This is a genomic window from Ruminococcus sp. 1001136sp1_2201st1_G3_2201SCRN_220225, from assembly GCF_040924365.1.
GTDB lineage: Bacteria > Bacillota > Clostridia > Lachnospirales > Lachnospiraceae > Blautia_A > Blautia_A faecis.
In genome coordinates this window covers 104,813-131,362 of sequence record NZ_JBCOME010000001.1, presented here as the reverse complement: position 1 = coordinate 131,362, position 26,550 = coordinate 104,813, and the positions used below count along the sequence as shown (strand labels likewise).

Sequence of the window (26,550 nt, the reverse complement as noted above, 5' to 3'; positions counted from 1 at the left end):
TTTTAATGTATAAGTCTATAATTTTTCAACATCTGCTCCATGGATAAATGCCTGCAAAATACAGTCTATCGTCCGATGAAGATAAGGACGGTATTCAGCAAGACAGACTGGCTGGGAGTGAAGAATACAGCTGTAACTTGTGGAACTTACCAGTTCAATAATGGTAAAAAGAAGCAGCTCCGGGGAATCATACTGTACATCAGAATGATCCAGAAGATTGAGATATTCCTGGAAAAATGGAAAATCATCGTCATCTGCCTGTTCCTGAAACGCATCCTTAAAAACTCCCCAGGACAGATTCTTGGAAATAAAGCCAAGCAGACTACTCTCGGTTTCCAGCCTGTCCAGAATATTATCTACAATAAAGTGAAGCTGAGCAGTGAAACCGGTAATGTGGGAGGCTTCCAGAGCGTCATGTGCCTCGGAAAAAAGTTCGCCGGCTTTATGTGAAATCAGCTTATTTCGAATGTCATATTTATCTTTAAAATAGAGGTAAAAAGTTCCTTTCGCAACTCCTGCATTTTCCACAATATCGGAAATGGTTGTCTTGGCAAGCCCCTTAGTGGTAAAGAGTTCAAAGGCAGTGTTGTACAGAGCACTTTTCTTCCTTTTTTTATTTAACTCCAGTTTTCCCATGCCAGTTCCTCCTAAGCTTATGTCCGTCAGACATTCTATAAATAAAAGTTTACTGTCTCTCCCGGCAGCAATAAAAGCCGGTTGTTACAATTACAGCTTCACTATCTGAACTTTTCTTGATAATTATGGTGATTTATTTCTATTTTAAACAAAAATGACCAAAAGTCAATATCAAAACAGGAAAAGATTTGGATAAAAAGCAGATATTGACTACTGGTCAGTTTTGTTGTATAACTTTCATAGGCTAAGAGATGACTAACTGATGTCGGGAAAACAGATACGCTGCAGGACAGCGGGAGGAGTTTGCAGACGTCAGATATTTAACTAAGAATTAAGGAGTTGGCTAACATGAACCGAAATAAAAAGATTCTGAATGTTACAATGGCTGCCGGAATGGCTGCCGTCCTTGGAACTACACCGGTAATTGCTGCAGCCCAGGAAGCAGACAATGGAGTATCCAAGGAAGAAACCGTATATGTAAACGCCACTGCAGAAGGCGAAGTAAAAGACATCACCGTATCTGACTGGCTGAAGAATTCCGGATCAGCAGAGGGAGATGTATCCGATGTATCTGACCTGGAAGGAATCAAGAATGTAAAAGGTGATGAAACCTTTACCCAGGATGGTGACAAGGTTACATGGAATACAGACAGCAGTGATATTTACTATCAGGGAACTTCCAACAAGGAACTTCCGGTAGATATGAAGATCAAATATTATCTGGATGACCAGGAAATTACTCCAGAGGAACTTGCAGGCAAGAGTGGACATCTTCGTATGGAAGTTTCATATACAAACAAATCCAAAAAAACAGTAAAAGTTGATAAAAAAGACGTAGAAGTTTATTCTCCGTTTGTTATGGTAACCGGAATGATCCTTTCTTCCGATAATTTTTCCAATGTTACCATTGATAATGGAAAGGTGATTTCCGATGGCGACAAGGAAATGGTTGTAGGAGTTGCAGTTCCAGGTTTAAAGAATAGCCTGGATTTAAGCGATGACCTTTCCGATAAGATTGATATTCCGGAAGGCTTTACCATGGAAGCTGATGTTACAGACTGTACTATGGGAAATACTTTCACCATGGCAGTTACAGATCTGCTCAGCAGCCTGAATCTTGAAGATTCCGATGATCTGGATGAGCTTCAGGATTCCCTGGATGAGCTGGATGACGCAGCTGTGAAGCTGGTAGATGGATCCAAGGATCTTTTTGATGGTACTAAGGAGCTTTATGATGGAACGAAAGATCTCTATGATGGAACCGAAGATCTGAAAGACGGAACCAGCCAGCTTTATGATGGAGCCAAAGACCTGGATGACGGCGCTAAGACTCTGAAAGACGGAACCAGCCAGCTTTATGATGGAAGTAAAGACCTGGATGATGGAGCCAGCCAGCTTTATGACGGAGCTAAGACTCTTAATACTGGAGCCAGCCAGCTTTATTCCGGAACAACTTCTTTATATAGCGGAACAAAGACTCTGTACGATGGAACCAGAACTCTTTATGGCGGAGCCAATACACTGGCTTCCAGTTACAATGAATTTGATGCTGGTGTGGCAAGTGCCAAGACTGGTGCTTCCCAGTTAAACAGCGGTGCAAAAACATTGCAGAGCGGTATTTCCCAGTATACTGCAGGGGTAGATTCACTGGCTTCTGGTGTGAACAGCTACACAGAAGGTGTTGATACTGTAAACAGCAACATGGCAGAGTACAATAAAGGAATGAAATCCCTGACAGATGGTGTGAACAAATATGTGGCTGGTGGAAATCAGCTGGCAGACGGTGTAACCGCTTATGTAAATGGTGCAACTCAGCTGACTAACGGAGTAAGCACTTATGTAAGCGGTGCAAGTGCCCTGGCGCAGGGAACTAAGGACTATGTAAGTGGAACATCTGCACTGGTTGAAGGGGTAGGACAGCTGGCACCTGGAATCCAGCAGGCTTCAGAAGGAATCAGCGCTGCTTCCGCAAAACTTACAGAAATTGCCAAGAATGTAGCAGCTGCAAAGCCGGAAACAATGGTGAAGAGCCTGAATCAGTATGCAGATGGAGCTGATTCCCTGGCTGATGGTGTAACAGAATACGTTGGAAAAGTAGGTGAGGCTGCTTCTGGAGCAGCAAGTGTTGCAGAGGGGGCAAAGAGCCTGGCTGACGGTACAGCTGCTCTTGTTTCCGGTGCAACTCAGGTAAAAGACGGAATTGGAAAATTAAAAGAAGGAACAAGCTATTCAATCAGTCAGATCGGCGATAGTGCCTCTAAGACAATGAATGATTCCGCAGCAAGCATCCGTGAGGCAGCTGCCCAGATTGAGACTACGGTTACTGCACAGTCCGCAGGGGTATCTACAGATGCTGCCGCTGGTGCAATCAGTGCAACCCAGAGCTCTATGAGCAGTGCAATCGCAACTTTGCAGGGAGCACTTGGAACAGAGGGACTTGACGAAGGAACTGCAGCAGCTATTAATTCTGCAATCGAGCAGTTAAATGCAGGTCTTGGAAATGCTTCTGCAGCTCAGGGTGAGCTGGGTAACATTCAGGCTCAGTCACAGGTAGCTGTCCAGGCTGAGACAAACGGAAGCAGTGTTCAGGAATCCTTAAATGCGATTGCGTCCACCCTGGAAGGTGCAGCTGGCAGTATTTCAGAAGCAGCATCAGCGAGCTCTTCAACTTTAGCTGGTGAAGCAGATAAACTGATTGCAGGTGCAGCTTCTGTTGAATCAGGAGCCCAGACCGCAAATGCAGGAGCCGCACAGCTGAGCACAGGTGCTGATTCCCTGAACAGTGGAATGGCACAGCTGAAGGAAACAGGTGAAGGTCAGTTATCTACAGGAGCATCAAATCTGAAAGCAGCCGGAACACAGGTAAGAGAGAGTCTGACAGCAGTAAGCAGTCTGGTTGCAGGACTTGGAGATCTTTCTTCCATGACAGATTCTGTGAATCAGTTAGCAGAAGGTGCAAAACAGATTTCTGAAGGAAATGAGAAGCTTCAGGCTGGTTATAAACAGTTACAGGATACCAAGGCTGCTGAGACACTTACAAGCGGAGCAGATCAGCTCCTTAATAGTGAGAAGACTATTACAGATGGAATCAATACCCTTCAGGGCAAGGATAATGCCAACGCAACAGCACTTCTCAATGGCGCAAGTACATTAAAGAGTGCAAAGGAGAGCCTTGATGCAGGTATCAGTTCAATCAGCAAAGCAACCGGCAAGCTGGTAACTGGTGTTGGTCAGATTGCCGCAAATAGTGTGGCACTGAGAAGCGGAGCATCTCAGCTGACAGCAAGCAGTGATACCCTGAACAGTGGAGCATCCCAGCTGACAGCAGGAACCAAGAGCCTTGTAAGCGGAGCAGGTACATTAGTAGCAGCCAGTGGACAGGTAAAATCCGGTATTGCACAGTTAAAGAACGGTGCTGCAGATCTGAGAAGCGGAGCTTCCCAGTTAAGAAGCGGTGCAAACAGTGTTAATAATGGAACTCGTGAATTGAAGAGTGGTACATCTTCTTTAGTAAGCGGAACAAAAGATCTGAAAGACGGAACCAAGACTTTGAAAGATGGAGCTAAGGATTTGAATGACGGAGCTAAGACTCTGAAAGACGGAACAAGCAGTCTGAAAGATGGAGCTAAGACCCTGGATGATGGAGCAAAAGACCTGAAGGATGGGGCAAAAGATCTGAAAGACGGAGCTAAGACTCTGAAGGACGGAGCAAAAGATCTGAAAGACGGTGAGAAAGAGTTCTATGATGATGGTATCAAGAAACTGAAAGATACTATGGAAGAGGATTTCCAGAGTGTTCTGGATCGTCTGGAAGCACTCCAGTCTGATGATGCAGCTTATACATCTTTCACAGGAAAAGATGATTCCATGAGCGGCAACGTGAAGTTCATTATTGAGACAGAAGGCTTTGATGATGGCAGCGAAGACTGATCTTAAGCAGGTCAGATATAAATTTCTATAAGGAACAAGAGAAGGGCAGGAGAGTATCCTGCTCTTTTCTATTACGGGATAAATTCTGCAGCCGGTTACTGTTCGCTCAGTGACCAGTAACGCGCTTCGCGATGCACAGAAAGACGAACCTTCTTGTGACAAGCACAAGAAGTAGCGTTTGCTGCGCAAACTTAATTCTCGGGTTTTCTGTGAACTTTGTTCACAAAAAACACCTCGCGGAATGTTACCAGTGAACAGTAACTGCAGCCGTTACCGGTCACAGAGTAACAGCACCTTTGGGTTGCACCTGCAAAAAGAGTCTGCTATAATGAAAAACAATTAAGGAAATAAAAGAGTTTATATAAAAATGAACAGAAAAAGGTGATAAAGTGGATATTGCGAAAAAGAAAAAAGCAAGTATCCGGTCAGGAAAGAAAAAGGCAGGTCCTGGCTATAAGACCAAGATCAAAATGAAAAAAGCGAAATCAGATTACTATGATTTTAATCTGGTCGCAGTAATCATATTGATCATGTGCTTTGGCCTGATCATGCTTTACAGTACAAGCTCTTATATGGCGCAGATTAATGAAGGCGACGACATGTTCTACTTCAAGAAGCAGGCAATGTACAGTATTGGCTGTCTTGTGCTGGCAATTATAGTGTCCTATTTTGATTATCATATTCTGGCGAAATTTCCGTTTGTGATCTATGTAGCAGCCGCTTTTCTCATGGTGCTGGTAAAGACTCCCCTGGGAGTCACCTCTCATGGAGCGAGAAGATGGCTGAAGCTTGGGGTACAGTTTCAGCCGGCAGAGATTGCAAAGATTGCAGTGATCATCACATTGTCCTATCTGATCGTCAAAATGGGAAAGAGAGTGGAAACCTTGAAAGCTACTATGGTACTTCTGGGAATGGGCGGCATTCAGGCCCTGTTTGCATATGTGTTTACGGATAACCTGAGTACTGCTATGATTATTTTTGGGATTACCGTAGGTCTGGTGTTTATTGCACATCCAAAAACAAAACCATTTGTTATTCTTGCAGTTGTTGCAGTTATTCTGGTGGCAATCCTGGTATACAGTCTTTCTCATATGGATCAGAGCTCTAACTTCCGTTTACGTCGTATTCAGGTATGGCTTCATCCGGAGGATTATGCAAGCGGAGATGGCTATCAGACCCTGCAGGCTTTGTATGCAATTGGTTCAGGAGGTTTCTTTGGCAGAGGTCTTGGAAACAGTATCCAGAAGCTTGGAAGTGTGCCTGAGGCACAGAATGACATGATATTTTCTATTATTTGTGAAGAACTTGGGATTTTTGGCGCGATCATGGTTTTGGCGTTGTTTGGTTATCTGCTGTACAGATTATTTTTTATTGCACAGAATGCACCGGATATGTTTGGCTCCCTGCTTGTGAGCGGTGTTTTTGTACATATCGCTTTGCAGGTTATTATGAACGTGGCTGTAGTGCTGAACATCATGCCAAACACAGGTGTCACATTGCCATTTATCAGCTATGGAGGTACCTCCATTTTGTTCTTGATGGCAGAGATGGGACTGGCCTTAAGTGTGGCCAGACAGATTAAATTCCAGGAGCCGGAATTTATCCTATAATTCTCTTGACAAATGAGCCAGCAGATTATATACTTTCCGCAGTGTATGACATACGGCTGATGGAAGCCGGTTTTCGAGATATTTATTAAAGGAGAATGAGCAATGTTAGAAAAGATGAGTGAAATGATCGCAGAGCAGCTTAACTGCGACGCAGAGACAATTACAGCAGATACTTCTTTCAAGGATGACCTGGGAGCAGATTCCCTTGACCTCTTCGAGCTTGTTATGGCTCTGGAAGATGAGTACAACATCGAGATTCCGGCAGAAGAGCTTACAGAGCTGAACACAGTTGGTGATGTAATCGACTATCTGAGAGATAAAGGAATCGATGCTTAATTTTTTTCGCAGATGATGATCTCCCGCTACTGTTCACTGGTAACATTCCGCGAGGTGTTTCTGTGAACAAAGTTCACAGAAAACCCGAGAATTAAGTTTGCGCAGCAAACGCTACTTCTTGTGCTTGTCACAAGAAGGTTCGTCTTTCTGTGCATCGCGAAGCGCGTTACGGTGAACGGAGTGAACGTAACGATCTCCCTGAGGCTGGGCTTCAGGGGGATTTTTTCTATAGACATTTTGAATGGATTAGGTATATAATGTGAAAAGGCAGTTGCCATCACGGAATGGCAGCAGAAGATAAGAAAGAATAAACAGGGAGAATAGAGAAGACATGACTAAGATCAGAACCAGATTTGCACCAAGCCCTACAGGCAGAATGCATGTTGGAAATTTACGTACTGCGTTATACGCATATCTTATTACAAAGCATGAAGGCGGAGATTTTATTCTCCGTATTGAGGATACAGACCAGGAGCGCTATGTAGAGGGCGCTGTAGATATTATTTATCGTACTATGGAGAAGACTGGTCTTATTCATGACGAAGGTCCGGATAAGGACGGTGGATATGGCCCATATGTACAGAGCGAGCGCCAGGCACAGGGGATTTACATGAAATATGCCAAACAGCTTGTAGACCAGGGCGATGCATACTACTGCTTCTGCCAGAAGGAAGAATTAGAGAGCATGAAGCGTGTGGTAGCAGGCAAGGAGATTTCCATTTATGACAAACGCTGTCTGAAGCTTTCCAAGGAAGAAGTTCAGCGCCGTCTGGATGCCGGAGAGCCACATGTAATCCGTTTTAACATGCCTACAGAGGGAACTACCACTTTCCATGATGTAATTTACGGAGATATTACAGTAAACAATGAGGAACTTGAGGATTTGATCCTGATCAAATCTGACGGATATCCGACTTATAATTTTGCTAACGTTGTAGACGATCATCTTATGGGAATCACACATGTGGTACGAGGCAATGAATATCTTTCCTCTTCCCCTAAATACAACCGTATCTATGAGGCATTTGGATGGGATATTCCGGTTTATGTACATTGTCCACTGATCACGGATGAAACTCACGCCAAATTGTCCAAACGTTCCGGACATTCCTCCTATGAGGACCTTCTGGATCAGGGATTTGTTTCCGAGGCAATTGTAAATTATGTTGCACTTCTGGGATGGAGTCCGGCAGATAATAACGAGATCTTCAGCCTCAGGGAACTGGTTGAAAAATTTGATTATCATCACATTAATAAATCTCCGGCTGTATTTGATATCAACAAGCTTCGCTGGATGAATGGCGAGTATATTAAGAAAATGGATCCGGAAGTATTTTATGAGAGAGCACTTCCATACATGAAGGAAGTTCTGAAGGGAGACTTTAACTTTAAGAAAATTGCAGGAATGGTTCAGACCAGAATCGAAACTTTCCCTGACATTCCGGCATTGATCGATTTCTTCCAGGAAGTTCCGGAGTATGATGCATCTATGTACTGCCATAAGAAAATGAAAACAAACGAAGAGACTTCTCTTACAGTTCTGAAGGAAGTTCTTCCGTTTCTGGAGGCTCAGGAGGATTACACCAATGATCCGCTGTTCGCTTCCTTAAGTGAATTTGTCAAGGAGAAAGGTTACAAGAACGGCTATGTAATGTGGCCTCTTCGTACAGCTGTTTCAGGCAAGCAGATGACACCGGCAGGCGCTACCGAGATCATGGAGATCATTGGCAAGGATGAGACAATCCGCCGTGTGAAAGCTGCAATCGAGAAGCTTGAGAATCTGTAATGAAGAATCTGTCTCAATTATGAAGAAAAATCCATCTCAATTAAGGGCAATCGCCCACCTGTCAGGACCTATGATGGTTCTGGCAGGCCCCGGTTCGGGGAAAACTTCAGTGATCGTTGAAAGAACTGCATATATGACTGGTGAGGGGGAAATACCGGCGTCCTCTGTTCTTGTTGTAACCTTTTCCCGGGCTGCAGCAAAAGAGATGAGAGAGCGTTTTCTGAAGTTTACCGGACAGACCTCCACGGCTGTTACCTTCGGAACCTTTCACGGTGTTTTTTACGGAATCCTGAAGCAGGCTTATGGACTTGGTGCCGGCAATATTTTGTCAGAAGAAGAAAAATATGCCATTTTAAAAGAAATGACTCTGGAATTTGGTCAGGAACTGGCTCAGGAGGGAGATTTCCAGGAGGATGTGGCAAAGGAAATCAGCGTGGTAAAAGGGGGGAGGATTTCCCTGGATCACTATTATTCTTCCTGCTGCCCGGATGAGGTATTCCGCCAGATTTATAATGGGTATCAGAAGGCTTTGCGCCAGAGAAGAAAACTGGATTTCGATGACATGCTTCTTTGCTGCTATGAACTTTTTGTCAAGAGAAAAGATATTCTGGCGGCATGGCAAAACAAATTCCAATACATTATGGTAGATGAATTTCAGGATATCAACCATCTCCAGTATGATATTGTTAGGATGCTGGCAAAGCCCAGGGATAACCTGTTCATAGTGGGAGACGATGATCAGTCTATCTATCATTTTCGTGGCGCCAAGCCAGAGATCATGCTGAACTTTACCAAAGATTATCCTAAGGCAGAAACGGTTCTTTTGGACATTAATTATCGCTGTACGAAAAATGTACTTCAGGCAGCCATGAATGTGGTGGGCTGCAACCAGATCCGCTTTAAGAAGAGGCTGTCTACGCCAAATGAGCAGGGAAAACCTGTGAAGGTGATGGAATTTGACAATCCAAGAGAAGAGTATGTGAAGATTGCCGCTTTTTTGAAGAAGCGGCTGGAGACAGGAGAGAATCTGGAGGATACTGCAGTGCTTTTTCGTACCAATCAGGAGGCAGAGGGGCTTGTTGGAGCCTTGATGGAGTACCAGATTCCTTTTACCATGAAAGAACAGCTGCCCAATCTGTTCCGGCATTGGATCAGCAGAAACCTGATGGCATATCTGAAAATGGCAGCAGGAGACAGGACGAGAAAGCTTTTCCTGGAAATCATGAACCGCCCCAACCGGTATATAGCAAGGGATGCCCTGACACAGACCACAATCTCATTTTCTGCATTGAGAGATTTCTATAAAGATAAAGACTGGATGTGCGACAGGATTACCACACTGGAAACACATCTTCGGATTCTTTCCACTTTGGCACCCTATGCTGCAGTGAATTTTATCCGAAAAGGAATGGGCTATGAGCAATATCTGATTGAATATGCCCAGTACCGTAAAATTCGTCCGGAGGAGCTTCTTGAGGTCCTTGACCGCATACAGGAAAGTGCCAAAGGTATGAAAAACCTGGAAGAGTGGGAAAACTACATAGAGGATTACACAAAGAAGCTGGCTGAACAGGCGAAAAAACAGGAGACGAAAAGGGAAGGGATTGTAATTTCCACCCTTCATGCGGTAAAAGGGCTGGAATACGACAAAGTTTATATTATGAATGTAAACGAAGGGAGCATTCCCTATAAAAAGGCTGTTCTGGCAGAGTCTTTGGAAGAAGAACGCCGGCTTTTTTATGTAGGCATGACTCGGGCGAAGAAAGAACTTATGCTCTGTTATGTGCGACGTCAGTACGATAAAGAGCGTGCCCCTTCACGGTTTCTGGAAGAAACCGGGCTGTTCTAATTTCCTCTTGTAAACGTAAACCTGATAAAGTATAATGATGTCTGTTGTGAAATTATAACAAAAAAAGAGGTAACTATTTAGGAGACAGTATTTCGCGAGGTTGTTTTTGTGAACACAGTTCACAGAAAGCCCGGGAATTTCGGCGTGAAATCATGGAAAGCATGATTTTTTGTGTATCGCGAAGCATGCAATTGTAAAGCATGTAGTTGTGAAGGTACAGAACAGTTACCAAAAGAGTACTATTGCGGAAGCAGTGCAGATAAATGACGAAAAAGATGAAATGGAAAAACCGCATTTTCTGGCTCAGGATCCTGATCATGGTTCTGGTCATCGTGGGATCTTATCTGGCATATGCCTTTATATACAGAGGCAGAAATGAGCCGCCCACCAAGAGGAAAACCACTAATCAGGAAGCGGCTTACTATACTCTTCGTGGACAGATCCAGATGCTTTCCCAGAAAGAAGAGCTGATGGCATTTGCCTTTGAAGACAGGAAAAAGGAGCGGGAATACGGAACCTATATTATTCCCGGCCTGAAAGCAACACGAACCCTTCTTACCAGTGAGGGTGATATGCCGGCCATGTGTACCACTATGACACCGCAGGGTCTGGCAGTAACAGAGGATTATGTTTTTGTAAGTGCCTATTGCCATGCGAAAAAGCATAACTCTGTGATCTATATGATCAACAAAGAATCGCATCGTTTTATAAAAGAAATTATTTTGCCCGGACAGCCACATGTTGGCGGTCTGGCATATGACAGTGAACACCGGATTCTGTGGTATTCTTCAAATACGCAGGAACTTGCCCAGGCAGTGAGCCTTACCATGGAATCTATCGAAAATTATGACTATGATGCAGGCAGGCATCCTATCGCGACCAACCAGGTAGCCAGCCTTTACGGAATCGTCCGTGATTCCTTTATGACCTTTTATGATGGGTGTCTGTACGTTGGCTGTTTTACAAAATATACAGACAGTGCCATTGCAAGATATGCAGTAGATGATCAGGGAAACCTGATAAATACTATGGATGAAGGTCTGGGAATGAACTTCGGGATGGCGGTTCCCCTTGATTATTCCACCATTTCCGAACAGGCCCAGGGAATGACTTTTTATAACGACAAGCTTCTTTTGTCTCATTCCTTTGGAATTCTGCCTTCCAGAGTGGTATTTTATGAGAAATCCGATAAAAGGCTTTATGTAGATGAGAATTCTGCTGTCAGCTATCGGTTTCCGGAACGAATCGAACAGATTTTTGTGGATGGGGATGACTTGTACGTGCTGTTTGAATCCGCTGCTTATGCATATAGTTCAGCGTCTGTGAATATTGTGGACAGGGTTTTAAAACTGAGCCTTCCCAGAACGGAAGAATACCAGCAGAGCATACAGAGTAATGTGAGCCAGTATTAGAATGTGTCCAGAACTGAAATCTGGGGGATTTATTTAAGAATGAATCCGGGATTGTCCACATATATTAAAATTGAGAGGTGATACAACATAGAAGCAGAGCAGATTCAGAACCTGTTTGCAGGCAATATCCGCAGACTGTTGATGAATGCAAACCTTGATTATGACAAAATATATGAGATACGGTTAAGAGTAGGACGGCCGCTGTTCTACACCTATGACGGAGGTGAGGGTTTCCTTACCGACCATGATGGCAAATACGTGGTGACAAGGGAAGATCTGAAGGAAACCATGGAATATATAAGTGGTTATTCCCTTTATTCCTATGAAGATGAAATGCGCCAGGGATTTCTCACTGTTCAGGGAGGTCATCGGGTAGGTGTTACCGGAAAGGTGATTCTTGACGGCAATGAGATCCAGGGAATGAAATATATTTCCTGTATCAATGTACGTCTGGCTCACGAAGTGGTAGGCTGCGCAGACCAGGTGATGCCCTATATCCGCAAAAAAGACTGGGTAGCCCATACTTTGATCGTTTCTCCGCCAAGAGGGGGGAAAACAACCCTGCTCCGGGATATTATCCGTCAGCTGAGCAATGGTGAGGAAAAGAAAAAAATGCCGGGGGTAACGGTTGGCGTTGTAGATGAGAGAAGTGAGCTTGCCGGTTCCTATCAGGGAGTTCCCCAGAATGACCTTGGCATGCGTACAGATGTTCTGGACGGCTGTCCGAAGGCAGAAGGGATGGAAATGCTGATCCGTTCTATGTCCCCGGCAGTTGTGGCTGTAGACGAACTGGGACGGAAAGAAGACTTTAAAGCTGTGGAATCTGTGATCCACAGTGGATGTAAAGTGATCGCCACTGCTCATGGGAATTCCATTGAGGACGTGATCCATCAGCCTTATTTTGAAAAGCTGGTGAGAAGAAGAGTGTTTGAACGGTATATTTTCCTGGACAAGGGAGAACATGCAGGAACCATACTTGGAATTTATGACAGAAATGGGAGGCCTTGTTGAAAACAGCAGGAATCATTCTGATCCTTTTTTCCGGAACAGGTCTTGGGCTGTGTAAAAGCATGGAACTGACAGCCAGACTGAAAATTCTGGAAAAACTGGCGCAGCTTCTTCTGTTACTGAAAGGGGAAATCCGCTGCACAGGGGCGACGTTGGAAGATGCCTTTCTTGATGCTGCAGCAAAAATGCCAGGAGAGTACAGGCTTTTTCTCAAAGAAACTGCAGGATGGCTTCAGCAGCGGCCTGGAATTACCTTTGATGAGATTTTCAGGGAATGCGCGGTAAGACTGCTTCCCCTTCACAGGCTTTCAGAGGAAGAGCGGGAAAGCTTTCTTTCTCTGGGAGAAAAACTGGGATATCTGGACAGGGAAATGCAGGTGGCACAGCTCACACTTCTGGAGGAAGAGTTAGACTACAGGATAAAGATTCTGAAAAGTGCTATGCCAAAGCAGCAGAAAACATATCAGAGCATGGGAATTCTGGGAGGAATTCTGCTGGCAGTTTTGTTGTGGTAATTTCATATAATATCTGGGAAAATTGCCTGGAAAACGGTTATGTAAAGGCAGATAACGGTAAGAAAGGAGGCCCCCTTGGAAGTCAGTATTATTTTCAAAATAGCTGCTGTGGGGATTCTGGTCTCCGTACTTTCTCAGGTCCTGAAACACAGCGGCAGAGAGGAACAGGCTTTTTTAGTCAGCCTGGCAGGGCTTCTTGTGGTACTCTTCTGGATCGTACCATATATTTATGAGTTGTTTGACAGCATAAAAAAATTATTTGAATTGTGATCTGATTCACCAATATCCTGTCACCTGTGTTCAGGAGGTGGAAAATGGACATTATAAAGATTTCGTTACTAGGCGTATGCGGTGTTATTCTTGGATTTCTTATGAAAGGAACCAAACCGGAATACGCCTGTTTTATTACAGTTGGAATTGGTCTTGTGATCATGGGACTTGCTGTGGGGAAAATTTATTATCTGTTTGAATCTCTGGGAAAAATCCAGGAGACACTTCCGGTGGATACGGAATATATTTCCACACTGGTAAAAATGATCGGAATTACTTACATTGGCCAGTTTGCCTCCGGAATCTGTAAAGATGCAGGCTACAGCACCACAGCGGCTCAGATCGAGCTGTTCTGTAAATTGTCGGTGATGGTGCTGAGCATGCCGGTGCTTATGGCACTTCTGAAGACGATTCAGGAGTTCATGGTATGAGGTTCTGGAGAAAAAAACAAAAATGGCAGGTAATTGCTGCATTGTTGTTTGCAGTATGGATTCTGATGGGAACCAGAAAAATAAATGTAAACGCAGAGAACATGGAAGCAGAGAGTTTTACAGGTGAAACAGCAGTCGAAACAGAGGAAGAGACAACGGAGAAAACGGTAACAGCAGGTATTGGCTATCGTGCAGCTTCCGCTGATTCTGAGGGCATTACGGAGCAGCTGGTTTCTGACATGTCTTTCGAACAGGTACAAACTTTAATGGATGAAATGCTGGGAGAGGACAGCTTCTCCATAGGAACAGCATTAAAAAACATGATAAACGGCGAAACAGTATTTTCAAAAGAGGCGGTGCAGCAATTTCTGCGCAGCCTCTTTTTTGACCGGCTGGAAAAAGAACGGGCTAATTTTTTTCGCATTCTTCTTCTGGTGCTGGCAGCTGCTGTTTTTTCAAATTTTGCAGAGGTATTTGAAAACAGCCAGATTGGAGAGGTAAGTTTTTACATGGTATATCTTTTATTATTTACCATTCTGATGAACAGCTATCAGCAGCTTGGAGTTTCCCTTGGAAAACAGCTGGAGTGGATGACTCAGTTTATGAAAGGCCTGGCACCTGCTTATTTCGTGGCAGTTTCAGCAGCATCGGGAGCTGTCACGGCATCTGTATTTTATCAGGGGGTTCTTCTTCTGGTGTGGCTGGTGGAATGGCTTCTTCTCACTTTGATTCTGCCAGGGGCTAATCTGTATGTTCTTCTTTGTATGGTGAACCATCTTTCCAAAGAGGATATGTTAAGCAAGATGGCAGAGCTTCTGGAAACTATGATCAGCTGGAGCCTGAAAACCATGCTTGGGGCTGTCCTTGGGCTTCAGGCGGTACGAGGGTTGGTTGCGCCTGCCATGGATGCTATCAAACGAACTGCCCTGGGCAGAACTGCCGGAGCGATTCCGGCTGTGGGAAATGCCGTAAATGCGGTAACAGAATTGATTCTGGCAGGGGCACTGCTTGTGAAAAACTGTCTTGGAGCAATGGCAGTGGTGGTTCTGCTTCTTGCAGGAGCCGGACCTGTGATTCATTATGGTCTTCTATCCCTTAGCTATCGCTTCCTTGGTGCAGTGGCACAGCCTGTATCAGACAAACGAATCGTAGGCTGTCTTGGCACAATGGGAGAAGGCTGTGCCCTGCTTCTGCGGATCATGCTGACTGCGGAAATTCTGTGTGTGCTTACCTTTATAATTCTCATGGCGTCTGTAGGCGGATAAAAGTAACAGTAAGCGGAAATGAATCATAATAACCTGATCATATGACTGAGATATGAGACAAAAATGGGATGCGGGAAGTGATATATTATGAAAGAAGCCATCTACAGCTGGATCAAATGCCTTGCCATATTTTATATTCTGTTGACTATGCTCATCCATCTGGTGCCTACCGGGAAATATCAGCGTTATGTGCGTTTTTTTATGGGGCTTTTGCTGATGGCTATGCTGATCACTCCCATGCTTTCCATTCTGGAAAAAGCTAAGACACTGCCGGAAAGCTTTTCCAGCCTTTACCAGCAGGAGGAAAAAAAGCGGCTCACTCTTGATCTGGAAAATCTTCAGAAAAGCCTTCTGGAAAAAGGTGTGGAGGAGCAGCTTGAGAAAAATATTCCGGAATCTTTGAAAAAGAAAGGCATAGAAGTGACGGCATGCAAAGTACATATAGAAGGGGAGCTGTTAAAAGCCTGCCTGTGGACGAAGGCGGTGCCAGATGGAGAGCTTGAGAGGGGGATAAAAGATGAACTTGCAGCAAACTGGGGAATCCGGGAAGAAAACTGTGAAGTCCTTGCTTGGGAAAATGGGAAGCAGACAATGGGTGATTCTTCTCCTTCTGGGACTTCTGCTTACGGTGATCGCACTTCCGGTATCCAATAAAAAGGTTAGCTCCCCGGAAGTAAAAAGCAGTTCCTTTTTTTCTGCTTCTTCTGAGGAAAATACGGATGCAGAACGGACAGTTCTGGAGAAAAAACTGGAAGATCTTTTATCCCAGACAGAAGGAGTGGGAAAAGTGCGGGTGCTCCTTATGACGGGGGAAGAAAAAGACAGCAGCAGTTTCTACGATTCCGGAAATCAGGCGGTGACCGGAGTGCTGATCGCGGCGGAAGGAGCAGATAATTCTGTGGTTTCCAGGAATATTGTAGAAGGAGTTATGGCATTATTTCAGCTGGATGCCCATAAAATTAAAGTAATGAAAATGAAATGAGGAGAGGTAAAGTGAAAAAGATTCTGAAAAAGAACCAGGTAATCATTACTTCACTGGCGGTTCTGATCGCAGTTGCAGGATACCTGAATTTTGCAGATGTAGATCTTGGCCTGAAAAATAAGGAGGCAAGCGCGGACAGCAGCAGTATTCTGGAGGATGTAGACTATGATCTGACCGATGAAACAGCCCTTCTAGATGAGAACGGGGCGGATAGCAGCCTTACGGATGTGCAGGATCAGACCACCAGCACGCCGGGGGAAGCTGTACTTACTGCGGCTTCTGATTTTGCGGCCCAGGCCAAACTTTCCAGAGAACAGATCCGTTCCCAGAATAAAGCAGACCTGCAGGCTATTATTAACAACCAGGATCTGGGAGATGACCAGAAGCAGGAGGCTGTGAGCACAATGGTTTCCATGGCGGATCTGACGGAAAAAGAGTCGGCAGCAGAACTTCTTCTGGAAGCCAAAGGCTTCGAAAATGTGATCGTAAACCTTACCGGAGAAACGGCAGATGTGGTGGTTCCGGAAGCAGATCTGACAGATGCAAAACGGGCTCAGATTGAAGACATTGTGAAAAGAAAAACGGGAATTGCGCCGGAAAATATTGTGATCACGCCGTTAAATGAAAGCGAGGAAGAACTGGTAAATAAAGATGAATCACTGGAGACTTCCGTGGATATTGATGATGATACTACAGTAAATCCGTGATAATACTACAGTAAATCCATGATATACCCCCTTGACAGTGCAGCAGTCCTTATACTAGAATAGGAATGCTGCAAAAATGTAAGAATACACGCTCTAGAGCGTGTCTGAAATAGAGAATTCAAATAGGAGGCTAAACGTGTCGAAGTATACGAAAGAAATAGAAAAAAGAAGAACCTTTGCCATCATTTCCCACCCGGATGCAGGTAAGACTACTCTGACTGAGAAATTCCTGCTGTATGGCGGAGCCATTAATCTGGCCGGTAGTGTTAAAGGAAAGGCAACGGCCCGCCATGCAGTATCGGATTGGATGGAAATTGAGAAGGAGAGAGGTATTTCCGTTACTTCTTCCGTATTGCAGTTTCATTATGACGGTTACTGCATCAACATTCTGGATACTCCTGGACATCAGGATTTCTCAGAGGATACTTATCGTACCCTGATGGCTGCAGATTCTGCAGTTATGGTAATCGACGGGTCCAAGGGTGTTGAGGCACAGACCAGAAAGCTGTTCAAGGTCTGCGTTATGAGACACATTCCTATTTTTACTTTTATCAATAAAATGGACCGTGATGCCAACGATACCTTTGATCTTCTTGACGAGATCGAAAAAGAGCTTGGAATCGCAACCTGTCCTATTAACTGGCCAATCGGTTCCGGTAAGAAATTCCGCGGTGTTTACGACCGCAACACGAATAAGATCCTTACTTTCACAGATACCCAGAAAGGTACCAAGGAGGGAACTATTGAGGAAATCGATCTGGATTCTCCTCATGCACTTGAGGTTATGGATCCGGAGCAGAAAGAACAGCTTCTGGAGGAAATCGAGCTTCTGGATGGCGCAAGTGCCGAGTTCGATCAGGAGATGGTAAGTAAGGGAGAACTGACTCCTGTGTTCTTTGGATCCGCTCTTACCAATTTTGGTGTTGAGACTTTCCTGGAGCATTTCCTGAAGATGACTACGTCACCTCTTCCAAGAATGGCAGACTCAGGTCTTGTTGATCCTATGAGCGATGATTTTTCTGCTTTTGTATTTAAGATTCAGGCAAATATGAATAAGGCTCACCGTGACAGAATTGCATTTATGCGTATCTGCTCCGGCAAATTCGATGCCTCCCAGGAGGTTTATCATGTACAGGGGGATAAGAAGATGAGACTTCTTCAGCCCCAGCAGATGATGGCTGAGTCACGCCATGTAGTTGAGGAGGCTTATGCAGGAGATATTATCGGTGTATTTGATCCCGGTATTTTCTCTATTGGAGATACGATCTGTACGCCTGGAAAAAAATTTGCATTTGAGGGCATTCCTACATTTGCACCGGAGCACTTTGCAAGGGTAAGACTTCTGGATACCATGAAGAGAAAGCAGTTTGTAAAGGGAATTAACCAGATCGCACAGGAAGGTGCCATCCAGATTTTCCAGGAGCTTTACGGAAATATGGAAGAGATCATTGTGGGCGTTGTTGGTGTGCTCCAGTTTGATGTTTTGAAATATCGTCTGGAGAACGAGTATAATGTGGAAATTCGTCTGGAAAATCTGCCATATGAGCACATCAGATGGATTGCGAACAAGGATGAGATTCAGGTGGACAAGATCGTCGGAACTTCTGACATGAAGAAGGTTACAGATCTGAAAGGCAATCCGTTGCTTCTGTTTATCAATGCATGGAGTGTGGGCATGACAGAAGACAGAAATCCGGATTTAATATTAACAGAATTCAGTAAATAACTCTTTTCATTTTTGACGCATTTTGCTATAATTAAAGAAAGTCTCGGATAGAAATAGAACTGCGCAGATGCGTGGGATAGTCCGTTTCGTGTAAATACGCCGTAAGGCAGATTTGACGCTGGCCTCGGGGAAAGATGCGAATTTTCCGGCAGCCGGCAGATTAAACCTAGGAGGTTTGTAAGCATGGCAGAGAAGAGAACAACATATAAAATACAGGATATTGAGGGAATCGGTGAGGTTCAGATCGCAGATGAGGTCGTTACTATTATCGCCGGACTTGCCGCTACAGAAGTAGACGGAGTCGCCTCCATGGCAGGTAATATTACCAATGAGCTGGTAAGCAAGCTTGGAATGAAGAATCTCTCCAAGGGAGTTAAGGTTGAAATTGTTGACAGTGTGGTAAGCGTTGACCTTACCCTGAATATTGAATATGGCATGAATATCCTTGAGACCAGCAAGAAGGTTCAGGAGAAAGTAAAAGCAGCCATTGAGAACATGACAGGACTTGAGGTTGCAGATGTCAATATTCATATTGCAAGCGTAGATATGGAGAATGAAAAAAGCAAGTAAACGAAAAAAGGAAAGTAAACCTTTCCTTTTTTTTCTATGAATGTCTGCGTGAGCTGGCATTTCTTTGCAGGGATTTTCGGGAGTTACAGATAGTAGGAGGAAACATGAGAAGAAGGGAACAGAGAGAACATATTTTTAAGCTGCTTTTTATCAGCGAGTTTAATACACAGAAAGAAATGGAAGAGCAGCTGGCTTTATATTTAGCTGATATTGAGAATCTGGAAGAGAGCGACCGGGACTATATCAGCCGCAAATATATGAACATTATGAACCACACAGATGAGCTTGATGAGAAGCTGAACAGCATCAGTATGGGATGGAAGACAAGCCGTATGAACCGTGTTGATCTGACAGTTCTTCGTCTGGCTGTGTATGAGCTTGAATATGAGAAAGAGGAAGTGCCGGTAGGAGTTGCCATCAATGAGGCTGTAGAACTGGCGAAATGCTTCGGTTCTGAAGAGTCCGGTGCATTCGTAAACGGAATCCTTGGAAAGATTGCCAACCCGGATAAGAAGGTTGCTGCAAGAAAGGCATCTTCTAAGAAAGAAGAACAGACCTCTGCAAGACCGAAATCCGGTTTCAAGGTAAAGGATCCTTCCAAAAAGGTGGTAGTTGTCAACCGCAATGTAAGCTCTAGGGCACCGGAAAATAAAAATGAATAATGTCTATTCTGTTGGTCAGGTAAACCGCTATGTGAAGAACATGTTTACCCAGGACTATTTTTTACAGAATATTTATGTAAAGGGAGAGGTATCCAACTGTAAATACCACTCCACAGGACACATCTATTTTACCTTGAAGGACGAAGGCGGCACACTGAAATGCGTTATGTTCGCAGGTTCCAGAAGAGGTCTTGCTTTCCGCATGAAAGACGGAGACAAGGTGATAGCCGGGGGCAGAGTAGATGTTTATGAAAGAGATGGCGCATATCAGTTCTATGCGAAGGAGATTACTTTAGAGGGAGCTGGTGCGCTTTATGAAAGATACCTGGCGTTGAAGCAGGAGCTGGAGGATATGGGAATGTTTGCACAGGAGTACAAGCAGCCCATACCGGAATTTGCCCACAGAGTGGGGATTGTCACATCTCCTACAGGTGCTGCGATTCGGGATATTATCAACGTTTCCACCCGAAGAAATCCTTTTATCCAGAGTATTCTTTACCCGGCACTTGTGCAGGGAGAGGGAGCAGCGGCCAGTATTGTACGTGGTATCCGCATGCTGGACGAGGCAAGCGTGGATGTGATCATTGTAGGCCGGGGCGGTGGTTCTATCGAGGAACTATGGGCTTTTAACGAAGAAGAGGTGGCAAGGGCGATTTTTGAGTGCCATACACCTGTAATTTCTGCAGTGGGACATGAGACTGACTTTACCATCGCGGATTTTGTGGCGGATCTTCGTGCCCCTACACCTTCAGCAGCGGCAGAACTCGCCTATTTTGACTGCCGGACTCTTTTAAATTCCATGCAAGGGTATCAAGAACGGCTGGAACGGGCAGTGTGGAATAAAATTGACGTAAACAGGGCAAAACTGGAAAGATATGGAACACGTCTTCAGTATCTGAATCCAGAGAGCCGTCTGCGTGACCGTCAGCAGTATGCGGCAGATGTGCAGGAACGAATCCAGTCTGCCATGGAACAAAAGATAAAAGATAAAAGACACAGACTGTCCCTCTATCTGGAAAGGTTTCACGGTCTTTCTCCTCTTCGGAAGCTGAATCAGGGTTACTCCTACGTTTCTGATAAGGAAGGAAAGACATTGACAAGCGTTTCACAGGTAAAACAAGGGGATGGTCTGCTGATTTATGTTACAGATGGTACAATAGAGGCGTCTGTACAGAATACAAAAGCCAGCAGTTACGGAGCAGATACAGACAGTGAAAAATAAAGTCAGCATGCAGATCGTGCATAGCTAGTAAAAGACTTCTGTGCACAATGTGTGCAGCAATAAAGACGGAGGTGCGGAAGGATGGCTGATGAGAAAAAAGAAGAGAAAACTCTGGAGGAGGCTTTTTCAGAGCTGGATGTTCTGGCGGGAAGACTGGAAGACCGTGAGACCTCCCTGGAAGATTCATTTCGCCTTTATAAACAGGGAATGGAGCTTCTGAAATATTGTAATGATAAGCTTGATACTGTTGAGAAAAAAATGCTGCAGATGAATGAGGATGGTAGCCTTGGTGAATTTTCAAGATGAATTAAAAAAAAGAACAGAAGAAATTAATAAAGTGATCCAGTCTTATCTTCCTGCAGAGGAAGGTTTTGCGAAGACTATGGCACAGGCAATGAATTACAGTATTCTGGCAGGAGGAAAGCGCCTTCGCCCTATGCTGATCCTGGAAACCTTAAGGCTGTTTGGAGGAGAAGAGAAGCTGGCATATCCTTTTATGGCAGCAATGGAGATGATTCATACCCATTCACTGGTCCATGATGATCTTCCGGCTCTTGATAATGACGATTACCGGAGAGGACGTCTTACTACTCATAAAGTTTATGGGGAAGCTATGGGGGTTCTTAGCGGTGTGGCACTTCTCAATTATGCTTATGAAGTGATGCTTACAGCTTTTGACACGGCAGATACACCAGATTGTCAGGCACATGTGATTCAGGCACTGAAGGTAATGTCCCATAAGACCGGACTTTACGGAATGCTTGGCGGACAGAGTGTGGATGTGGAAAATGACGGCAAGCCTATGAGCCGTGAGATGATTGATTATATTTATGAGAATAAGACTTCTGCACTTATTGAAGCCTCTGTGATGACAGGCGCAATTCTTGGAGGTGCCGCGGAAGAAGAGACTGCTATAGTAGAAAAAGCAGCAAAAAATATCGGCCTTGCGTTCCAGATCCAGGATGATATCCTGGATGTGACCAGCACCGAGGAAGAGCTGGGTAAGCCAATTCACAGTGATGAGAAGAACCATAAGACTACTTATGTGACACTTATGGGAATTGAGAAAGCATCACAGCAGGTGAAGAAGCTGTCAGATGAGGCAGTTACTTTGTTTGAAGGACTGAATAAGAAAAATGAATTCCTGTTTACTCTGGTGAACGAGCTGGTGGGACGCAGGAAGTGAAAGAAGGATACAAATGATTCTGGATAAAATAAAAAAGCCCAACGATATTCACAAAATTCCTCTGGCTGAATTTCCGCAGCTGGCAGAAGAAATACGAAGCTTTTTGATTGAATCCGTCAGCAGGACAGGAGGACATCTGGCATCCAATCTTGGAGTGGTAGAACTTACACTGGCACTGCATAATGTACTGGATTTTCCAGATGACAAGCTTATTTGGGATGTAGGCCATCAGGCATACACTCATAAGATCCTCACCGGACGAAAAGGTGAATTTGAGACCCTGCGCAAGGAAGGCGGACTGAGTGGTTTTCCAAAAAGAGGGGAGAGCAATTGCGACTCTTTTGACGCGGGACATAGCTCAGATTCTATTTCTGCAGGCCTTGGTTATGTGCATGCAAGGGATCTTCTTGGAGAGAATTATCATGTGGTTTCTGTGATCGGCGATGGTGCGCTTACAGGCGGTATGGCTTATGAGGCGCTGAATAATGCAGCCGAATTGGATACCAATTTTATAATTGTTTTAAATGACAATAATATGTCAATCTCTCCAAATGTAGGAGGAATGTCAAATTATCTCAGTGCGATCCGTACTGCAGAAGCATACACCGGAATGAAAATGAGCTTGAATAAGGCGGTAAAAAAGATTCCCCGTGTGGGAACCGCTATGGTGGATGCTGTGAGAAGGACGAAAAGCAGCATTAAGCAGCTTTTTATTCCGGGAATGCTCTTTGAAAATATGGGCCTGACCTATCTTGGACCGGTGGACGGGCATAATATGCGCCAGATGATGCGCCTTTTTAATGAGGCAAAGCGTGTGAAGGGACCGGTTGTGGTTCATGTTCTTACAGAAAAGGGACGTGGCTATGAACCTGCGAGACAGAATCCGGATATGTTTCATGGAATCGGACCGTTTGACATCAAGACTGGAAAGCCAACCCAGAAGAAGGTCTGTCCGGGTTATACAGATGTGTTTGCAGATGCTTTGTGCCAGGTGGCAGCAGAAGAAGAGAAGCTGGTTGCCATTACAGCTGCCATGCCTGATGGTACCGGGCTGAAAAAGTTTTCCCAGAGATTTCCAGACCGGTTCTTTGATGTGGGAATTGCAGAAGAGCATGCAGTTTCCTTTGCAGCCGGACTGGCACTTGGCGGAGTAGTCCCGGTGGTTGCCATTTATTCCTCCTTTTTGCAAAGAGCTGTGGATCAGATGCTTCACGATGTGTGCATGCAGAAGCTTCATGTGATCTTTGCAGTGGACAGGGCAGGTCTTGTTGGAGCAGATGGTGAGACACATCAGGGCAATTTTGACATTTCCTATCTCAGCATGATGCCTGGAATGACAGTGATGGCACCGAAGAATGACTGGGAGTTAAAGGAAATGCTTCGCTTTGCTGTGAAAGCGGATGGCCCGGTAGCAATCCGTTACCCAAGAGGTAATGCATATCAGGGGCTGCAGGAATATCAGACAGCTGTGGAGATGGGGAAAAGTGAAGTCCTTCACAGCGGTTGTAAGGTAGCAGTTCTGGCACTTGGAAGCATGGTGGAGATCTGTGCAGAGGTCTGCAGTGAATTACAGAAGGAAGGAATTGATTCTACCTTTGTAAATGTCAGATTTGTAAAGCCATTAGATACAGCTTTGCTGGATCAGCTGGCGCGGAATCACAGCCTGGTGGTAACAGTAGAAGAAAATGTGCAAAATGGTGGCTTTGGACAGCAGGTATGCGGTTATATGGAAGAACATCATCCTGGTATCCAGGTGCTGCCAGTGGCTATTCCGGATCGTTTTGTGCCTCATGGAGGTGTGGACAGTCTTAGGGTACAGCTGGGGCTTAGCGCCAATGCCATTGCAGAGAAGATAAAGAAAATTTCAGGTAACTATTCAGAAGGAATAAGAGAATGAAGAAACGATTGGATATGATGCTGGTGGAGCGCGCTCTTGCACCTTCCAGAGAAAAAGCAAAAGCATATATCATGGCCGGACAGGTTTATGTAGATGGTCAGAAGGAAGATAAAGCAGGCTCCATGTTTACTGAAACGGTGAAAGTGGAAGTCAGAGGAAACACCCTTCCATATGTAAGCCGCGGCGGCCTGAAGCTTGAAAAAGCAATGAATGAATTTGATGTAAGTCTTGAGGGGAAGGTGTGCATGGATGTAGGCGCCTCTACAGGCGGTTTTACAGACTGTATGCTTCAGAATGGCGGTGTGAAGGTATATTCTATTGATGTGGGATATGGCCAGCTGGACTGGAAGCTTCGCAACGACCCAAGAGTTGTGTGCATGGAGAAAACCAACATTCGCTATGTGGTACCGGAGGATATCCAGGAGAAACCTGCATTTTCCTCTATTGATGTTTCCTTTATTTCCCTGACCAAGGTACTGGGACCTGTGCGAAATCTTCTTACAGAGGATGGCGAAATCGTCTGCCTGATAAAACCCCAGTTTGAGGCTGGCAGGGAAAAGGTGGGAAAGAAAGGGGTTGTCCGTGATCCTGCTGTACACGAGGAAGTGATAGAGAAGGTGAGGGATTTCGCCATGAGTATTTCCCTCGAGCCATGCCATCTTTCTTTTTCTCCGATCAAAGGACCAGAGGGAAATATTGAATATCTTCTGCATCTGAAGAAAAGACTGGAGGGAACGGAGGTTCCGGACAGTCTTACTGTGAAAGTGGAGGATGTGGTTGCACAGGCACACGGAGCATTGGATAAACCGGCAGAAAAATAGTATGCAGTTGAATGCTGTTGCTTACAGGGGCAGTAAACAGATACAGGACTTTGGTATGAATAAGTTTTATATTATAACCAACAATGAAAAAGATAAAAATCTGGAATTTACAGACCGGGTAGTGGATTATCTTGGAAAAAGAGGCGGACACTGTGAAGTTCAGCTTGCAGGAAGACAGACCGTGGGTCCGTTCCACTATACGGATCCAAGAAAGATTCCGGAAGAAACACAGTGCATTATCGTACTTGGCGGTGATGGAACCCTTCTTCAGGCTGCCAGAGACATTCAGGCGGCTCACGATAAGAAGCGTAGTCAGATTCCCCTTCTGGGAGTCAATCTTGGAAATCTGGGCTTTCTGGCTGAGGTGGACAGGCAGTCTGTATACCAGGCTCTTGACAAGCTTACGGAGGATGTCTACGAGGTGGAAGAGAGAATGATGCTCTCCGGGACTGTTTACCGGGGAGACAGGGTCATTGGCAAGGATATTGCCTTAAACGACATTGTAATTGCAAGGGAAGGTCCCCTTCGTGTTGTAAGATTTAAAAATTTTGTCAATGACGAATATCTGAACTCTTATAACGCTGATGGAATTATTATTTCTACACCTACAGGTTCGACAGGATACAGCCTTTCTGTTGGCGGTCCTATTGTTTCACCAAGTGGAGAGATGACGATTATGACACCGATCGCGCCACACACTCTGAACAGCCGAAGCATTGTTTTCCCAGCGGAGGATGTGATCACGGTGGAAATGGGAGAGGGACGTCACCAGGATTGTGAAAAAGGGCTGGCTTCTTTTGATGGGGATTCTGAGATTCCAATGATCACAGGAGATAAGATTGTGATCCGAAAGGCAGAGGTGAAAACCAGGATTTTGAAGCTGAATCATCTTAGTTTTGTTGAAGTGTTGAGACAAAAAATGAGGGATAGCTGATTTTTATTAATGTATCAGAATACAAATATTATTATAAGTATTGATCATAGTATGGGAATTTTATTGATAATATCATTTTCAGAATGCGTTGCAAAGGTTCATTCAGAGCTTGTTTGAAAAAGGGGTATTGTAAGTGACAGCCTTTTTTAACAGACTTCAGGGCAGAAAATCTTTGCAGGGGAGGTTAAGAAGTGAAATTAGCAAGACATGAGAAAATTATCGAACTGATAAAAGAATATGACATAGATACACAGGAAGAGCTTGCAGCCAGATTGAATGAAGCCGGTTTTAAGGTGACACAGGCTACGGTTTCACGAGATATCCGTGCACTGAAAATGACCAAGGTTGCAGGAAAAGACGGGAAATCCCGCTATGCCATCCTGCAGGATACACAGCCAGGGCTTGGGGACCAGTATACAAGAGTGTTAAATGATGCGGTTGTGTCCATTGAGGTTGGACAGAATCTGGTAGTGATCAAAACAGTTACCGGAATGGCAATGGGAGTTGCCACAGCTCTGGATGCCTTGAAATGGCCGGAAATCCTGGGCTGTATTGCAGGAGATGACACGATTATGTGTGCCTGCAAAAGCTCTGAGCTGGCGGAGGGTGTCATGGAGAAGCTGGGCAGTATTTTGAACAGAAGATAAAAATGGAAACAGTTTGCATGACCGGAATTTTCAATCGGGTTTCAGAGCTGACTGAGAACATAAAGTGGATCGGGCAGGGAGTTCCTGCTCGATTGTTGCTATCTGAAGGGCATGTGTGGCTTTGAAGCATAGCGTTGCTTGACATTAC

25 protein-coding genes are annotated in these 26,550 nt (G+C 44.7%); 24 read left to right on the top strand and 1 reads right to left on the bottom strand.

The annotated features are described in order from the left end of the window. Positions 1-15: 15 nt before the first annotated feature. Positions 16-636 carry a TetR/AcrR family transcriptional regulator gene (locus AB5642_RS00650; RefSeq protein WP_148462534.1) on the bottom strand — a complete coding sequence of 207 codons (621 nt, stop codon included), beginning with the start codon at positions 634-636 and terminating at the stop codon, positions 16-18. A 348-nt stretch (positions 637-984) separates the two neighbouring features. On the opposite strand from AB5642_RS00650, the gene AB5642_RS00645 reads away from it, so the two are divergent. The 24 genes from AB5642_RS00645 to argR all read left to right on the top strand — a co-directional run bounded on the left by AB5642_RS00645 (position 985) and on the right by argR (position 26,402). Then, positions 985-4,566: a hypothetical protein gene (locus AB5642_RS00645; RefSeq protein WP_368366717.1), complete on the top strand. Its 3,582-nt coding sequence runs from the start codon at positions 985-987 to the stop codon at positions 4,564-4,566. Between the two features lie 389 nt (positions 4,567-4,955). Beyond that, positions 4,956-6,176: an FtsW/RodA/SpoVE family cell cycle protein gene (locus AB5642_RS00640; RefSeq protein WP_330589330.1), complete on the top strand. Its 1,221-nt coding sequence runs from the start codon at positions 4,956-4,958 to the stop codon at positions 6,174-6,176. Between the two features lie 102 nt (positions 6,177-6,278). Beyond that, on the top strand, positions 6,279-6,512 hold the full coding sequence (gene acpP, locus AB5642_RS00635; protein ID WP_021924300.1) for an acyl carrier protein: 234 nt from the start codon (positions 6,279-6,281) through the stop codon (positions 6,510-6,512). A 331-nt stretch (positions 6,513-6,843) separates the two neighbouring features. Beyond that, positions 6,844-8,298 carry a glutamate--tRNA ligase gene (gltX, locus tag AB5642_RS00630; protein WP_148462532.1) on the top strand — a complete coding sequence of 485 codons (1,455 nt, stop codon included), beginning with the start codon at positions 6,844-6,846 and terminating at the stop codon, positions 8,296-8,298. Between the two features lie 19 nt (positions 8,299-8,317). Next, a complete protein-coding gene (locus AB5642_RS00625; protein ID WP_148462531.1) occupies positions 8,318-10,147 on the top strand; it encodes an ATP-dependent helicase in 1,830 nt (609 codons plus the stop codon). Between the two features lie 263 nt (positions 10,148-10,410). Beyond that, positions 10,411-11,559, top strand: coding sequence for a hypothetical protein (locus AB5642_RS00620; RefSeq protein ID WP_148462530.1), 1,149 nt, complete (start codon positions 10,411-10,413; stop codon positions 11,557-11,559). 87 nt (positions 11,560-11,646) lie between these two features. Continuing rightward, positions 11,647-12,570 (top strand): stage III sporulation protein AA, encoded by a 924-nt coding sequence (gene spoIIIAA, locus AB5642_RS00615; protein WP_256144497.1) that lies wholly within the window; start codon positions 11,647-11,649, stop codon positions 12,568-12,570. Further along, positions 12,567-13,082 carry a stage III sporulation protein AB gene (locus AB5642_RS00610; RefSeq protein WP_243243778.1) on the top strand — a complete coding sequence of 172 codons (516 nt, stop codon included), beginning with the start codon at positions 12,567-12,569 and terminating at the stop codon, positions 13,080-13,082. The genes spoIIIAA and AB5642_RS00610 overlap by 4 nt, the downstream gene beginning before the upstream one ends. 75 nt (positions 13,083-13,157) lie before the next feature. After that, a complete protein-coding gene (gene spoIIIAC, locus AB5642_RS00605; protein ID WP_021924294.1) occupies positions 13,158-13,352 on the top strand; it encodes a stage III sporulation protein AC in 195 nt (64 codons plus the stop codon). Positions 13,353-13,396: 44 nt separating this feature from the next. After that, complete coding sequence (locus AB5642_RS00600; RefSeq protein ID WP_118581049.1) at positions 13,397-13,783, top strand: SpoIIIAC/SpoIIIAD family protein; 387 nt, start codon at positions 13,397-13,399, stop codon at positions 13,781-13,783. Further along, positions 13,780-15,048 carry a stage III sporulation protein AE gene (locus AB5642_RS00595; protein WP_368371399.1) on the top strand — a complete coding sequence of 423 codons (1,269 nt, stop codon included), beginning with the start codon at positions 13,780-13,782 and terminating at the stop codon, positions 15,046-15,048. Before AB5642_RS00600 ends, AB5642_RS00595 begins: the two co-directional genes overlap by 4 nt. 87 nt (positions 15,049-15,135) lie before the next feature. After that, entirely contained in the window at positions 15,136-15,702 is a 567-nt protein-coding gene (locus AB5642_RS00590) for a stage III sporulation protein AF (RefSeq protein ID WP_148462526.1), read from the top strand. Continuing rightward, a complete protein-coding gene (locus tag AB5642_RS00585) occupies positions 15,644-16,030 on the top strand; it encodes a hypothetical protein (RefSeq protein WP_368371398.1) in 387 nt (128 codons plus the stop codon). Before AB5642_RS00590 ends, AB5642_RS00585 begins: the two co-directional genes overlap by 59 nt. Before the next feature lie 11 nt (positions 16,031-16,041). Further along, positions 16,042-16,737, top strand: a complete 696-nt coding sequence (locus AB5642_RS00580) for a SpoIIIAH-like family protein (RefSeq protein WP_118581034.1) — start codon at positions 16,042-16,044, stop codon at positions 16,735-16,737. Between the two features lie 136 nt (positions 16,738-16,873). Beyond that, the gene (locus AB5642_RS00575) at positions 16,874-18,463 is read left to right on the top strand and encodes a peptide chain release factor 3 (protein ID WP_118581031.1); all 1,590 of its coding nucleotides are present in this window, start codon (positions 16,874-16,876) and stop codon (positions 18,461-18,463) included. Between the two features lie 183 nt (positions 18,464-18,646). Beyond that, complete coding sequence (locus tag AB5642_RS00570; protein WP_118581028.1) at positions 18,647-19,033, top strand: Asp23/Gls24 family envelope stress response protein; 387 nt, start codon at positions 18,647-18,649, stop codon at positions 19,031-19,033. A gap of 104 nt (positions 19,034-19,137) precedes the next feature. Next, complete coding sequence (gene nusB / locus AB5642_RS00565) at positions 19,138-19,695, top strand: transcription antitermination factor NusB (RefSeq protein WP_118581025.1); 558 nt, start codon at positions 19,138-19,140, stop codon at positions 19,693-19,695. Continuing rightward, on the top strand, positions 19,688-20,917 hold the full coding sequence (gene xseA / locus AB5642_RS00560; RefSeq protein WP_173715646.1) for an exodeoxyribonuclease VII large subunit: 1,230 nt from the start codon (positions 19,688-19,690) through the stop codon (positions 20,915-20,917). Before nusB ends, xseA begins: the two co-directional genes overlap by 8 nt. An 81-nt stretch (positions 20,918-20,998) precedes the next feature. Next, on the top strand, positions 20,999-21,223 hold the full coding sequence (gene xseB / locus AB5642_RS00555; RefSeq protein ID WP_118581019.1) for an exodeoxyribonuclease VII small subunit: 225 nt from the start codon (positions 20,999-21,001) through the stop codon (positions 21,221-21,223). After that, positions 21,207-22,103, top strand: coding sequence for a polyprenyl synthetase family protein (locus AB5642_RS00550; protein ID WP_173718414.1), 897 nt, complete (start codon positions 21,207-21,209; stop codon positions 22,101-22,103). Before xseB ends, AB5642_RS00550 begins: the two co-directional genes overlap by 17 nt. 13 nt (positions 22,104-22,116) lie before the next feature. Then, complete coding sequence (gene dxs, locus AB5642_RS00545; RefSeq protein ID WP_173715645.1) at positions 22,117-24,000, top strand: 1-deoxy-D-xylulose-5-phosphate synthase; 1,884 nt, start codon at positions 22,117-22,119, stop codon at positions 23,998-24,000. Next, positions 23,997-24,821, top strand: coding sequence for a TlyA family RNA methyltransferase (locus AB5642_RS00540; protein ID WP_173715644.1), 825 nt, complete (start codon positions 23,997-23,999; stop codon positions 24,819-24,821). The genes dxs and AB5642_RS00540 overlap by 4 nt, the downstream gene beginning before the upstream one ends. 55 nt (positions 24,822-24,876) lie before the next feature. Next, the gene (locus AB5642_RS00535; protein ID WP_173715643.1) at positions 24,877-25,755 is read left to right on the top strand and encodes an NAD(+)/NADH kinase; all 879 of its coding nucleotides are present in this window, start codon (positions 24,877-24,879) and stop codon (positions 25,753-25,755) included. Between the two features lie 191 nt (positions 25,756-25,946). Beyond that, positions 25,947-26,402 (top strand): arginine repressor, encoded by a 456-nt coding sequence (gene argR, locus AB5642_RS00530; protein ID WP_118581008.1) that lies wholly within the window; start codon positions 25,947-25,949, stop codon positions 26,400-26,402. The last annotated feature ends 148 nt before the right edge of the window (positions 26,403-26,550 follow it).

Bases quoted from the DNA above. Each gene is read 5' to 3' on its own strand.
- xseA (WP_173715646.1), top strand. From the start codon at position 19,688: ATGAATAATGTCTATTCTGTTGGTCAGGTAAACCGCTATGTGAAGAAC.
- acpP (WP_021924300.1), top strand. From the start codon at position 6,279: ATGTTAGAAAAGATGAGTGAAATGATCGCAGAGCAGCTTAACTGCGAC.
- AB5642_RS00570 (WP_118581028.1), top strand. From the start codon at position 18,647: ATGGCAGAGAAGAGAACAACATATAAAATACAGGATATTGAGGGAATC.
- AB5642_RS00600 (WP_118581049.1), top strand. From the start codon at position 13,397: ATGGACATTATAAAGATTTCGTTACTAGGCGTATGCGGTGTTATTCTT.
- AB5642_RS00535 (WP_173715643.1), top strand. From the start codon at position 24,877: ATGAATAAGTTTTATATTATAACCAACAATGAAAAAGATAAAAATCTG.
- AB5642_RS00650 (WP_148462534.1), bottom strand. From the start codon at position 636: ATGGGAAAACTGGAGTTAAATAAAAAAAGGAAGAAAAGTGCTCTGTAC.
- AB5642_RS00620 (WP_148462530.1), top strand. From the start codon at position 10,411: ATGACGAAAAAGATGAAATGGAAAAACCGCATTTTCTGGCTCAGGATC.
- nusB (WP_118581025.1), top strand. From the start codon at position 19,138: ATGAGAAGAAGGGAACAGAGAGAACATATTTTTAAGCTGCTTTTTATC.
- dxs (WP_173715645.1), top strand. From the start codon at position 22,117: ATGATTCTGGATAAAATAAAAAAGCCCAACGATATTCACAAAATTCCT.
- AB5642_RS00595 (WP_368371399.1), top strand. From the start codon at position 13,780: ATGAGGTTCTGGAGAAAAAAACAAAAATGGCAGGTAATTGCTGCATTG.
- xseB (WP_118581019.1), top strand. From the start codon at position 20,999: ATGGCTGATGAGAAAAAAGAAGAGAAAACTCTGGAGGAGGCTTTTTCA.
- AB5642_RS00625 (WP_148462531.1), top strand. From the start codon at position 8,318: ATGAAGAAAAATCCATCTCAATTAAGGGCAATCGCCCACCTGTCAGGA.
- gltX (WP_148462532.1), top strand. From the start codon at position 6,844: ATGACTAAGATCAGAACCAGATTTGCACCAAGCCCTACAGGCAGAATG.
- AB5642_RS00590 (WP_148462526.1), top strand. From the start codon at position 15,136: ATGAAAGAAGCCATCTACAGCTGGATCAAATGCCTTGCCATATTTTAT.
- AB5642_RS00645 (WP_368366717.1), top strand. From the start codon at position 985: ATGAACCGAAATAAAAAGATTCTGAATGTTACAATGGCTGCCGGAATG.
- AB5642_RS00540 (WP_173715644.1), top strand. From the start codon at position 23,997: ATGAAGAAACGATTGGATATGATGCTGGTGGAGCGCGCTCTTGCACCT.